The sequence below is a fragment of the Streptomyces sp. NBC_00440 genome (assembly GCF_036014215.1).
Classification (GTDB): Bacteria; Actinomycetota; Actinomycetes; order Streptomycetales; family Streptomycetaceae; genus Streptomyces.
In genome coordinates this window covers 47951-60658 of sequence record NZ_CP107921.1, presented here as the reverse complement: position 1 = coordinate 60658, position 12708 = coordinate 47951, and the positions used below count along the sequence as shown (strand labels likewise).

Below are 12708 nucleotides of genomic sequence, written 5' to 3'. Positions count from 1 at the left end.
GCCGACGTGCTCCCGGGCACGGGGCCGATCCCCATGCTCACCCCATTTTCTTCGGCGTCGTCGTACTCACGTTTGTCGCCGACTTCGGATACGCCTGCTGGCAGGCGGTTCGGTGTCCTGAAAAGTACGGGCGCATCGGGCGGGAAACGACGAACTGGTCGGTGCGCTCCCGGTTACTTGTGGCCGGGGCTTCGACGTCTTGGGTGCGGGCTCGTCAGTGGTCTGAGCGATCCGCTTCCCGGTGCGGTCCGCTGCGGCGAACCGTCGCTGGCGAACCGGAAGAAGGCCCAGGGAAGTGGTGGGCTGGAGTGCGGGATCGCGATCCGCATGCCGAGTGGCAATGTCCGGGTGACCGGTCTGGAGGGCGTTCTCCAGGACAGTGTGGCGTCTGGGAAATGCGTGGTCAACCGGGCTCATGTCGGGCACCGGATCCCACTGTGCACGCCCACGGCGCACAACGGGGGGACCCCTCCGGCGGGGCCGGGGGCGAACGAAGGAGGTGGTCCGGCCCCGTCTTCAACGGGTCACGCGGCAACGGGCGATGCGACCGGGCTCAGAAACGGTCCGGTGCACGCTCCGGGAGCGGAGACCCGGGAAGCAGGTCCCGCTTCTGTTTCTTGCGCCCCTCCGGGACCGAGCCAGCCGTCGCCTCGCAGGTCACGTCCTTCGCCGGGAGCTTGCCCGTGCGCAGATAGTCGGCGACCGCGTTGTCCGTGCACGCGTTGCCGTTCGGGTAGACGCCGTGGCCCTCGCCGCCGAGGACGGTGACCATTTTCGAGCCCTTCAGGTCGGCGTGCATGGCCCGGCCACTGGGCAGCGGGGTCTGCGGGTCCCACTCGTTCTGGACGATCAGGGAACCGACGCTGTTGTTCACCTTGGTCGCCGGTTCCACGGACTCGCCCCAGAACGCACAGGGCTTGACGCTGGACGCGAAGTCCCCGAATAGCGGGTAACGGCCCTTGTCCTGCACGGCGTCGCGCCGGTAGCTGTCAGGGTCGCGGGACCAGGCGGCCGAGTTGTCGCCGCACACGATGGCCAGAAGGCTCGCCGTATCATTGTCGGACGGCGCCTCGGCGGCACCAGCGGCGGCGCCTCCCGTACCAGCGGCGTCGGCGGCGGCGCCTGCCGGACCTGCCCCTTCGGCTCCGGCGAACGCCGCGAGCTTCTTCGTGGAGGCGGACTTGCCGGCTGCTGCCTTCTTCAGCTCCACGACCCCCTCAGTGGCGTACTCCGGGGTGAAGACCGCCGAGCGGATACCGCTCCGGAGGTCATCACCGGTGTTCGGCTGCCCGTCCACCACGATGGGCTTCTCGTCGGCCTGCGCGACCAGGTCCCAGAAGGTCCGGTCGACCTTCTTCGGGGTGTCACCGAGGCCGTACTTCTCCGAACGGTCGGCGGCCCACTCGGTCCACCGGTCGAACGCCGGCTCGGCGCCCTTCGCCCACCACTGGATCATCCCCCGCCAGGCGCGCGCCGGATCGACCGCGCTGTCCAGCACGAAACGGTCGGCCCGGCCCGGGAAGAGCTGGGTGTAGACGGCGCCCAGGTAGGTGCCGTACGAAGTGCCCATATACGAGATCTTCTTCTCGCCGAGGACAGCCCGGAGCAGATCCATGTCGCGCGCGGTATTGCGCGTGGTGATGTACGGGAGCGTGTCGCCCGCCTTTTCCCCGCACTTGTTCGCGACGTCACGTGCCCAGGCGACGTCCTTGTCGAACTTCTCCTCCTTGTACGGTCGCAGCCAGTCCTCCTCCTCCGGCTTCAGGTCACAGGAGACCGGGCTGCTCTCTCCCACACCGCGCGGGTCGAAGCCGATGAGGTCGTACTTCTGCCGCACGGACTCGGGCAGCCTGTCCTGCAACCCCATCGGCATGTAGCGCCCCTGCATTCCCGGGCCGCCGGGGTTGGAGAACAGGACACCGTGCCGCTTGCCGGGCGCGGTGCTCTTGATCCGGGATATGGCCAAGTCGATCCGCTTGCCCCCGGGAGCCCGGTAGTCCAGCGGAACCTTGATCGTGGCGCACTCGAACTCCGCCGGAGAGTCGGCGTCGCACCGCTTCCACTGCGGCTTCTGCTTCGCATAGCGGCCCAGCGCGCCTCTGGCGGCGGACGGCTCGGAGGCCGGGGCAGCGGTCGACGAAGCGGCGGTGGCCGGAGCAGCGGTGGCCGTCGAGGTGGCGAACGCGGGGGCCAGCATCGCCGTGACACCGACAGCCAACAGGGGCACGAGACATCTTCTACGCATGTAATCGATCCTTCCGGTCGCATGTTCGGACAGGAATGATCATTCAGGTGGAGTACGCCGGAATCGTCAGCCGAGCGGCCCCAACTCCCCTCCGACCTGGGCGTGACGCACCGCGGCACCTGGTCCCTGGGTCGTAGTACCGGATATGGAGCACACCCGGCACGCGGCGGCCGTCGGGAACCAGGCGGGGGTGAGGTACCACTGCCGTGCGTCGTTCATGTTGTCGCGCAGTGGCGGCCCTTGATTACGTCCTGGTTGTGCGTACAACGTTGCCCCACAGGACGCGCTGGTCGCCATTGGCCACCTTCAGCGGCGCTCGGCGAGCGGCTCTGCAACGTCCCGGCGTGACCCCGAGGTGGCTGCGGGCCCGCACCTGGAGCGGCAGGGAACTCGGCGTCACCGCCTGCCGGCTGTGCCCATGTCACGAACGCTCCTCCTAGGCAGTGTCTTCAAATGATCACCGCTGGTGGATCATGGTGTCGTGATACGTCGCCATGAACTGTCGGATGCCGAGTGGGAGTTCGTCCGGCCCCTGCTGCCCAGGCCGCTGCGGGGTAGGAAGCGGCTGGACGATCGCATGGTGCTCAACGGGATCGTGTGGAAGTTCCGGACGGGGGTGGCCTGGCGGGATGTGCCCGACCGGTACGGTCCGTGGGCCACACTGCACACCCGGTTCCGGCGGTGGGCTCTGGACGGAACGTTCGAGCGAATGCTGCAGGCCGCCCAGGCCGGGGCGGACGCGGACGGGGACGTCGACTGGCTCGTGTCGGTCGACTCCACCGTCGTCCGCGCCCACCAGCACGCCGCCGGGGCACGAAAAGGGGGCTCCGCAGCCCCGCACTCGGACGTTCCCGAGGTGGCCTGACCAGCAAAATCCATCTGGCCTGCGACGGTGCCGGCCGTCCGCTCGCTTTCACGCTCACGGGCGGCAACACCAATGACTGCACCCAGTTCACTGCGGTGATTGAAGCGATACGAGTGCCTCGCATCGGCCCGGGGCGGCCCCGAGTACGACCCTCCCACGTGCTGGGCGACAAGGGCTACAGTTCCCGGGCCATCCGCACCTGGCTGCGACGACGCAGCATCGGTCACACCATCCCCGAGCGGGCCGACCAGGTCCAAAACCGGCTCCGGCGCGGCAGTCGCGGCGGGCGCCCACCGGCCTTCGACAAGCAGCGCTACAAGCAGCGAAACGTGGTGGAACGCTGCTTCAATCGGCTGAAGCAGTGGCGCGGCATCGCCACTCGCTACGACAAGACCGCGGAGTCCTTCCATGCAGCCGTCACTCTCGCGTCGCTCCTGATGTGGGCGTGATGTTCTGACGGTGAACGCCGGGTCATCAGAGATGGAGCTCCGTCTCCCAGGCATCGAAGGGCGGCTCGACCCGATAGCTCGGGTCGCAGCACACTCGGACCCACTGCGCGACCCGGTACTGCGCGTCTCCGTCGTTCAGCACCATGCCGTCGGTGTCGATTTGCAGCACATTGCTATAGATCGCGAAGACCTGTTCCAACGAGGAGCCGGAGTGAAAAACGGTCGAGCGATAGTCAAACCCTTCGAGCAGGTCCAGGTCGAGGGTGCCGTTCGCCAAGTAGAAAGCGAAGAGCCGGAGCGAAGCGCGCACGTCGACAGAAAGATGTTCCACCAAGGCATCATGCTCAGCTACCGCGCCATCTTGGCAAGATCTTTGAAGACACTGCCTAGAGGATCCGATTTCAGGTCGAGCCACTCGTAGGTCCTATAGGTGCGGAATCCCACGACTTCCCCCGCGCCTCACCTGTGCTCTACGGCACACGTGAAAAGGCGGGGGGTCCGGGGGGCACCGGCACCTACACGGTGAGTAGTGGTCGACACCGGTCGGCCCCGTCACAAGCAGCAGCGCGTGCCCGACCCGTCTTCAACCCCGAGCCCCGTTGGCTCGCGCACTGCTCACCGCGCACGCGGCCATCGTCATGCTGACGGCCGCTCTCGTGGGGGCAGTCGCTGGAGTACTCACCGGCTACAGCACTGATAGCACCGCCAGCGCTGTTCTTGCGGGGCTTGACGCCGCGGGATTGAGCGTGCCCATCCTGCACCACCTGATCGGAGGCTGAGCCCGGGCGCCACGGGCGGCACAGGGACCCGCCGCGCGCACGGCCCCAAGGGGCAGTGGGGTACTGGACTCTGGTCGTGCGCGACCGCAACAGTCAGGCCAGGGGGAGAGTGACTGAGTGATGATGCCGCCCAGTTCGCGGGGTGGATCCGTCTCACCTGGTTACCCTCGGCGAGAGAGGTAGCGTCACGAGTCCGAGGCCTTGTGCCCTTCCGTAAGGCCGCAAGAGCATCCCCAGAAATGGGCATGCGCTCACTCACCCGCCTCACCACATAGGACACGGTCTTCGACCAGCACCTGAACTGATCCTGTTCGAGCGAGACTTGAGCGAGGCCCGAGTCAGGAGGACTCCTGGCGGTACGCCCCCGGCCTGCGCTCCTGGTCTCCCACCCCTCTTTCCCGACGTGAAGAAACCCGACACCTGCTCCGCGCCGAAACGGCTCATCCAGCCGAAAAACTCATCTCAGCGCCAGGTCTTGAGCCGGGATCAGGCAGAGGGCGCGGTGTTGATCATCCAGTGGGTGAAGGCGGCGTAGCGCTCGGCGGACTCGGCGGCTCCATCGGCGTGCTCGATCGCGGCGGAGTGCTGACGCACCTCTTCGAACCGGGACCGGCGTATGCTCTCGTAACGGCCGAGGGCGGTAGCCGTGGCGCATCCCTTCGCCAACTCGGCACGCAGCACTCCGGCGTCCTCCATGCCCAGGGTGCCGCCCGCCGCGATGTGCGGGGACAGGCCATGGGCGGCGTCCCCGATCAGGGCGACCCGGTCCGTGGTCCAGCGCCGCAGCTCGGGGACGAGCATGATCTGGTTCTCCAGGATGGATTGCTCCGGCGTCGCGGCGATCATTTCCAGGAGCTCGTCGTGCCAGCCGGACTCGGCCACGTTGCCGGCCCGAAGAAGTGCCCGGTCCCTCTTGCTACCGACCAGTTCACCAGCATCGAACTGGCCCACCCACCACATGGTTTGGCCCGGCGCGACCCGGGTGTAGCCGCCTCGGGTCCGCGCGTGCCCGATGGTGACAAACGTGCCGTCCGGCCGCTCGTCCCCGGATGGCAGCACTGCCCGCCAGGCGAAGTTGCCGGCCTGTGCGACTGCCGCGCTGCCGGGCTCGAGAGCGGTGCGCACGTCGGAGTACACACCGTCCGCACCGATCAGCAGATCCGCCCGCAGCGGCGCACCGTCGGCGAGGTGCACTTCCACGTGTGTGTCGTGCTCGGTGAAGCCGGTGACGTGTGTTCCCAGTCGGATCCGGTCCCTGCCGACGGTGTCGGCGAGGAGGTTGTTCAGGTCCGGCCTCGGCACCATGAGGAACTGGTGGGCGGCAGGATCGTAGCCGGCCGCGCGCATCGGGTGTCCGGCGGCGTCAAGGAAACGGGCCTCAACGGTCTCACTTATGCTCCGGACGTCGTCGCCGACGCCCAGGGTGTCCAACTCCCGCAGCGCGTTGGGCCACAGGGCAATACCGGCCCCGGCGGCCCGTACCCGCGGCGCGTGCTCCAGCACGATGACCTCATGCCCGATCAGCCGCAGCGAAGCCGCGGTGGTGAGCCCGACCAGGCCCGCTCCCACGATCACAGTGCGCATAGTTCCTCCCCTTGCCATCCAGTACTGCCGTGGCGAGATCGGCCGACGACTGGGAGGACGGGCAACCAGGCACCCGCCGGCCGGAAGCGGCAAAGCTCATTCTCTTCACCCAGGGAACGTAACACTAACGGTTAGCTTTTCCTAACGATTACGCTTATGTGTGACGGACGCCGTTGATCGGCCGGGCCGAGCCCCCGTAGGGCTCTCGTTTGCTCGACGGTGGCCATGAGTTCCCAGACCAGCCGCTCATGCAGAACTGCCGTGGCGGTGCCGGAGACCACGACGTCGAGCACCGGTTGCAGGCCACGCCCTTGAGCTACCGGCCCCGCAGGGTCCCGGTTCGGCCGGGAAACGGCCCTCGTGACTCAGCGGGCGAGGGAGCGGGCTACATGAACTCACCCGGCCTGCACACGCCCGCCCAGATCGCCGCCTGGCGCACCGTCGCCGACGCCGTCCACCAAAACGGCGGACGCATCGTCGCGCAGATCATGCACGCCGGACGCATCTCCCACCCCGACAACAAGCACCACGCCGAAACCGTCGCCCCCAGCGCCATCGCCGCCCCCGGCGAGATGTTCACCCCCACCGGTCCCCAGCCCCACCCCACCCCCCGCGCCCTGGACACCGACGAAATCCCCTCCGTCATCGACGAATACGCCCACGCCGCACGGGCCGCCCTCGACGCCGGACTCGACGGCATCGAACTCCACGCCGCCAACGGCTACCTGCTCCACCAGTTCCTCGCCCCCAACACCAATCAGCGCACCGACCCCTACGGCGGCACCCCCCAAGCACGCGCCCGCTTCGTCATCGAGGTTGCCCAGGCCGTCTGCGACGCCATCGGCAGCGAACGCGTCGGCATCCGCATCTCACCCGCCATCAACCTCCACGGCGCCATCGAAGACGACCCGGACGACACCGCCATCACCTACCGCACGCTCATCGACGCCCTGTCCGCCATGGGACTGGCCTACCTGCACACCATCGGAGACCCCACCACACCCCTCATTGAGGACCTCTCCCGCCGCTTCGCCGGCCCCCGCACCGTCAGCAACGGATGGGACCCCGTCACCGACGCCACCATCGCCCAGGCCCTCCTCGACAACGACCAGGCAGACCTCGTCGCCGTCGGACGCGCCTTCATCGCCAACCCCGACCTCGTCCACCGCTGGCAGACCCAGGCGTCCCTGAACCAGCCCGACATGAACACTTTCTACGGCGGCGATCACCGCGGCTACACCGACTACCCGACTCTGTAACAAGGCCACACCGGCACCCCCGAGACCGCAGCATCTCGTTCAAGTAGTCGAAAGCAGAGCGACTTGGGGGTGCTCAGTCGCCGCAGCGATCGCGCCCTGTCAGCGCCATCGGCCGACAGCTCGACCGGTCGGCTCCGGGCGGGGCGCAGGGTGCGCAAGCACAGCCAGGTGCCGATCGGCAGCAGGAAGGCGGAGACGCCGGGGCCGGGGAGGGCAAACACGCGAACGGCGGCGCCGACGATGACGCCGGGCAGCGTCCAGGCGACGAGGCGCCGGGCCAGTGAACCGCGCAGAGCGCCGTCGCGGCGGTACAGCCTCAGTGCGCCCGGCCCGGCCACCACATTGAACAGCAGGTTCATCGGCGTGACCGCCGGACTCGGCACACCGAGGACGCTGAGCTGAACGGGGAGGAGAACGGGGAGGAGAAGGATCGCCCCGGACACGCTGACCGAAGCGGTCATCGTCGAGATCAGCAGGCCGGCCGCGAACCCCTGCCCAGATCGCCCACTCCACCGCTGCCCAGGCCGCTCCTTGGTCGCCCGGTCAGTATCGACGGACCAAGCTGCTGAGCCGCAGGTCGGCAACAAGGTGTTCACGAATGGCAGGTGCAGCCTGGCTCGCAGCCGCACGCGTCCGCCCCGACCGCGCCGACCGCGCCGGACCCGCCAAGGGCCGGTGGGCTGTGGGCAGTGGGGGCGTACCAGCCCTTGCCCTGCCAGGCGTCACGGCCTTCCTTGACCGTGATGCCGGTAATGACCAGGGCGGCGATTCCCTCGGTGCGCGGGGTCGGCAGTGTGCTGGTGCCCCGCCTGGAGGCTGCTGACCGCTGGCTCACAGGCGGCGCGAACGCTCATCCCTGGCCGTGGCTCAGCCAATGGGCGATGTCGGCGATGACGGCAGGGTCGACATGCTGCGGGGTTCCGTATTCGGCGGGGGTGGATGGTCCTGCGCCGGGGAAGAACAGGTGGTTGTCGGCTTCGTAGACACGGATATCGGCTTCCGGGCGGCCGGCCAGGCCCGTCCGCCATCGAACCAGGTCGTTGGCGACGGTGACCTGGTAGTCGCGTCCTCCTTGGAGGATGAGCATCGGCTTGCCGAGTCCGGCCGCGATCGCGACCGGGGCGTATTCACGCAGTTCGAGCCAATACGGCGCGGACAGGCCGAACGGCAGATCCGCTGCGGGGGTCGAGGGCGTGAGCTCCGCGCTGTCGACCAGGGCGGCCTGCCGCTTGAAGGTCTCGATGACCGCGGGTGGGACCTGGTCGGGAAGCATGGCGGCGAGGTAGCTGACGACGCGGACAGCGGCGTGGTGCATCGGCTGCGTGTCACCGGCCATGATCACCAGGCCCGCCACCGTGGGTGCGGCGACGGCGACGGCAGGGGCGACCTTGCCGCCCATGCTGTGGCCGAGGACGAAGACCCGCTCGGGGTCCACCGAGCGGTGGCTACGGAGCAGGCCAACCGCGTCGACGGCGTGCGGCACGTATTCCTGCGTCATCGTCAGGTCCGATGCCGCGGCCACATCGCGGTGGGCGTAGGTCGCCTTGTCGAAGCGCAGCACTGTCGTCCCGCGGCTGGCGAGCCCCCAGGCCAGGTCCTTGAGCGGTTTGTTCGGCCCGCTGGTCTCGTCGCGGTCGAACGGCCCACCACCGGCGAGCAGCACCACGCCGGGGCCGGGAGCCTGCCCGCGGGGGACGCTCACCGTGCCCGACACCGCGAGCGGGCCGGTGCCGACGGTGACCTCGTGCTCGCTGAAGCGGCCGGGCTCGGCATAGGGCGGTGGCATCCAAGCGAGTTCTGAGCCGGTCATGGACTCTGTCGCAGTGCCGTCAGGCATCCCATCACAACCTTTCTCAATGAATGCGAACGGTAGCACGGCGTGAGATCATTACGAGATGGATGCCTTCGAACTCTTGGCCCACCCGGTGCGGTTGCGAGTGGTTCATGCGATGCGCGGAGGCAGGGAGCTGACCACCGCCGAGCTGTGCGACCGCATTCGGGACGTCTCGAAGGCCACGGTCTACCGGCACGTCGACCTGCTCGCAGCCGGTGGGGTCCTGGAAGTCGCCCTGGAGCGACGCGTGCGCGGTGCGGTCGAGCGCCGTTACCGGCTGCGCCGCGACCGCGCGGGGATCAATACGGACACGGCCAATTCGCTCTCGCTCGACGACCATCGCAGCGCATTCGCCGCCGCTCTGGCGGTCCTGACTGCTGAATTCACCGCGTATCTCGACCGCGACACGGCCGACCCGGTAGCCGACCTGGTCGGCTACCGGCAGCATGCCGTCTGGCTCAGCCCTGGGGAACTGCACGGGATGATCGACGGGATGCGGGAGGCGATCGCCCCCCACCTGGCCAACGAGCCATCACCCGACCGCACGCAGTACCTGATCAGCCCGATCCTCTTCCCCGTCGAAGCGCCGCCGACCGGGACCGGCACCGATAACACCGCCACGGGCGGCCAGAGCCCGGGACCCTGTAGCTGAACCCGTGCCCGGTTTGCCCCGAATTCCAAGTCGCACGGCCAATTCCGCCACCGAGAATGCTGATGCACCTCCCTACGCATCATCGGTGGTATCCGGGGCCCGCAGCGGGCGCAGGCCGCCAGGCAGGTCGGGCAGCTGGAACGAGTACCGGCCGAGCATGTTGACGTGATGCCGCGCGAACGGGGACAGGCGGGCCACGTCCTCGTCGCGGACGTCGAACCCGTCCTCGCGTAGCTGCTGTACGGCGGCGTCCATGTACCTCGTGTTGAACAGCACGAGGGCGTTGAGGACCAGGCCGAGGGCGCCGATCTGGTCTTCCATACCGTCCTGGTAGCGCTGGTAGAGCTGTCCGGCCTTGCCGTGGAAGATCTTCCGAGCGAGCGCGTGGCGGCCCTCCTGGAGGTTGGCCCGCGTAGGTGAATCCCGCCAAGGTGAGGAGTCCGAAGACAATGTCGGAGTACGAGGCGGTATCGGTAACGATCATGTCGGGGCGTTTGCCGCCGTCGCGGTCGTAGAGGACGTCCAGCACGTACAGCGAGTCGCGCGGGGTGCCGGCCACGACCTTCCCGCCGAGCCCGGCCGCCTGGTCATTGATCATGTTGAGCCAGGTGGCGCCGCCCCGGCGTCCGAAGAATTTCGGGTTCGGCCGGGCGTACACCGACGGCACCGGCACCACGAACCGCATTCCGTCGACCGAGGCGACCAGCCCGCCGCCCCGCGCACTGGCAAGCGGAATCGCGGCCTGGGCGGCGATCAGCGTGGCGTTGGCGGCCCGGTAGGTCGCCAGCCGCAGATACGTCTCATCCACGTGGGACAGCCGCCCGTACTTCAGCGCGTCGGTGCCGCTGATCACCGGGGTATAGCCGACGTTGCAGCCGTGCGCCACCAACAGCGCCGCGATGGTGACGGGCAGGTCTTTCAGCCGGGCCTCGCCGCCGGTGACCGAAGTGAACGCTTGGTCCGCGCCCGTCCAGGAGAACACCTCCAGCAGCACCTCCGGCAGGTCCACGCGGGGCAGCATCGCGTTCACCGCCGTCCGCAGGTCCAGAAGGGAAGCCGGTTCGGGCTCCGGCTCCAGCGCAGCGAAGTGCAGGTGGCCGTCATCGTCGAAGGCGATGCGCGTTCTCAGGTAGCCGGCCCGCCACCTCCCGGCAGGTGCCGTCCAGTAGCGCGGGCCGCGCCGCCAGGTGCTCACTCGGCCCATCGGGGAGGCCGAGTGACGCCAGCACGGTGGGCTTGGCCTGCTCCCATGCCTCGCCGGCCAGCAGCTTCGCCCGCGGGTCGCCCCACTTGGAGGAGTTCTTCGCGAAGATCTCCCGTCTGCGCAGCATGCGGTGGAAGTGCTCCAGCACGCAGAACACGTACCCCTTCCAGTCCACCGTCCCCGGCTCCAGGTTCGGCGCGGCCAGTACCAGCCGCCGCCACGACCCCGCCAGCAGCTCGGTGTCGATCTCGCCAGGCCCCACCTTCTTGCGGCCCATCAACTCTGGCAGTGACTTCAGCGCGGCCAGCACCGGGGCGCCCTCCGGAGTCGCGTCGAAGTCCACGACCTTGACCAGGAGTTTCAGGAACGGCCGCACGGTGCCGAACCGGGTGATCAGCATCGCCCGCCATGCCTGGTCCGCATCGGAGTCCAGCGGCGGCGTCAGCTCGAACAGTGCGGCGATCGCGGCGGCCAGCTCGCTGCGTGGCACCACCGCCTCAATCTGCTCCCACATCGCCGCCAACGTTTCCACCTTCGGGGCGCTGATCTCGCCGGTGTTGGGGTCGACCTGCTCGGAGGTGGTGTCGAAGACGGCCTGGAACGCGGTCGCCAGTTTCGCCCCGGCCCGCTCGACCTTCGGCAGGGTCTTCATCTTTTCCTTGGCCGTCTCCCTCTCTGCCCTGGCCAGCAGCTTGGTGGCGATCAACACCTCCAGGAGGTCCAGGGCGTCATCGACCGCCCTCGTCGTCAGGTGCACCGCGGTGGCCAGCAGGGTCGCCAGGCGCCGCGCGTCGTTGTGGCGCTTGAACAGCGTCGCCTCGCCGTCCACCCCGTACCGCGACAGCTCCGCCAGCCGGCGCGGCGGTATCCCCGACACGTCCAGCTCCATGCCCAGTTCGGCGATCTCCTCCGCCCGATCCAGCGACCACTTCATCTGCGGACCCGACACCCGCACCGGCCCGCGCCGCAGCCGGTCCAGCTCCGAGACCCGCGAACCGGCCGGCACCGTCAGCAGCGAGTCCAGCACCGTCCGCTGCCCGGTGTTCAGCAGCCCGTAGAGGGTGTCCCACAGGTGCTGGTTCGCCGCCTCCCGGACATTGCCCACCATCCGTGACAGACGGCTCGCCCCGGGAAGAAGCACCCGCCGCTCGCGCAGCCAACCGGCCGCCGCGTCGAACGACGCCTTCGGCCCGTCCCCAGTCGTCCAGGCCCGCGCATCGAGCCACTCACCCAGCTCAGCCGAGACCTCAGCGAAGTCCTTCCAGCCCCCGGCCTCCTGGACCTCCCCGGCGTGACTGCGGGCCGTCCCGTCCCGCTCGCCGTACTCCCTCAGACACGACGGGCCCTCGATCTCCAGTTGCTCGGCCAGGTACTCGGCCACCTCCTCCGGCACCTGCCGCGGGTCCGGCAGGAACCGGCCCAAGTAGCGCACGCTCGTGAGCTGGACCGCGTACCCGAGCCGGTTGTGCGCGCGCCGCTTGGCTTGCGCCCCCTCCCTGTCCGTGTCGTCCAGGAAGAAGTACCGCTCCAACTCGGTTCGGGACGGCGCCCCGACAAACGCCCCGTACCCAGCCTGCTCACCTGACAGAAACTCGACTGCCACAACAACTCGCCGAAGATCGGCAACAGCGACCCACGAAGGCTCCGACACGCAATCACCCCAGGTGAAAGCGCCAATCAACGCCGAGATGGCTTAGCGCACGATCTGACATGTATGTTCCCCAACCCCCTTCCTCACTTCCGGCCGCCCCCGCCCCCTCCGGGTGACAGACCAGACACAGGGTGACGTCGCATTGCTAGCTGAAGCCGTTCGTGCGGTAGTCCGCGGCTCGGAGGG

6 protein-coding genes and 4 pseudogenes are annotated in these 12708 nt (G+C 68.5%); 3 read left to right on the top strand and 7 right to left on the bottom strand.

Translation table 11 applies throughout. From position 1 onward, the window contains the following. Window positions 1–553: 553 nt before the first annotated feature. Window positions 554–2245, bottom strand: a complete 1692-nt coding sequence (locus tag OHB13_RS00300; RefSeq protein ID WP_328374645.1) for an alpha/beta hydrolase — start codon at window positions 2243–2245, stop codon at window positions 554–556. Window positions 2246–2729: 484 nt separating this feature from the next. On the opposite strand from OHB13_RS00300, the pseudogene OHB13_RS00295 reads away from it, so the two are divergent. Next, window positions 2730–3559, top strand: a pseudogene (locus OHB13_RS00295) (IS5 family transposase). A gap of 25 nt (window positions 3560–3584) precedes the next feature. Here the strand turns inward: OHB13_RS00295 and OHB13_RS00290 are convergent. From OHB13_RS00290 to OHB13_RS00280, 3 genes and pseudogenes are all read right to left on the bottom strand, one after another. Then, entirely contained in the window at window positions 3585–3890 is a 306-nt protein-coding gene (locus OHB13_RS00290) for a DUF7677 family protein (RefSeq protein WP_328374641.1), read from the bottom strand. 934 nt (window positions 3891–4824) lie between these two features. Then, the gene (locus tag OHB13_RS00285) at window positions 4825–5922 is read right to left on the bottom strand and encodes an FAD-dependent monooxygenase (protein ID WP_328374639.1); all 1098 of its coding nucleotides are present in this window, start codon (window positions 5920–5922) and stop codon (window positions 4825–4827) included. A gap of 131 nt (window positions 5923–6053) precedes the next feature. Further along, window positions 6054–6239 (bottom strand): annotated as a pseudogene (locus tag OHB13_RS00280) (hypothetical protein); the annotation flags it as partial. Here OHB13_RS00280 and OHB13_RS00275 point away from each other — a divergent pair. After that, window positions 6171–7181, top strand: coding sequence for an oxidoreductase (locus OHB13_RS00275; protein ID WP_328374637.1), 1011 nt, complete (start codon window positions 6171–6173; stop codon window positions 7179–7181). The pseudogene OHB13_RS00280 and the gene OHB13_RS00275 sit on opposite strands and share 69 nt — an antisense overlap. A 128-nt stretch (window positions 7182–7309) precedes the next feature. On the opposite strand, the pseudogene OHB13_RS00270 reads toward OHB13_RS00275, so the two are convergent. Continuing rightward, window positions 7310–7642: pseudogene (locus OHB13_RS00270) on the bottom strand (sulfite exporter TauE/SafE family protein); the annotation flags it as partial. Between the two features lie 389 nt (window positions 7643–8031). Continuing rightward, window positions 8032–8967: an alpha/beta hydrolase family protein gene (locus OHB13_RS00265; protein ID WP_328374635.1), complete on the bottom strand. Its 936-nt coding sequence runs from the start codon at window positions 8965–8967 to the stop codon at window positions 8032–8034. Between the two features lie 109 nt (window positions 8968–9076). Here OHB13_RS00265 and OHB13_RS00260 point away from each other — a divergent pair, with 109 nt between their 5' ends. Further along, complete coding sequence (locus tag OHB13_RS00260; protein ID WP_328374634.1) at window positions 9077–9667, top strand: helix-turn-helix domain-containing protein; 591 nt, start codon at window positions 9077–9079, stop codon at window positions 9665–9667. A gap of 72 nt (window positions 9668–9739) precedes the next feature. Here OHB13_RS00260 and OHB13_RS38685 read toward each other — a convergent pair. Beyond that, window positions 9740–12474 (bottom strand): annotated as a pseudogene (locus OHB13_RS38685) (Tn3 family transposase). Between the last annotated feature and the right edge of the window lie 234 nt (window positions 12475–12708).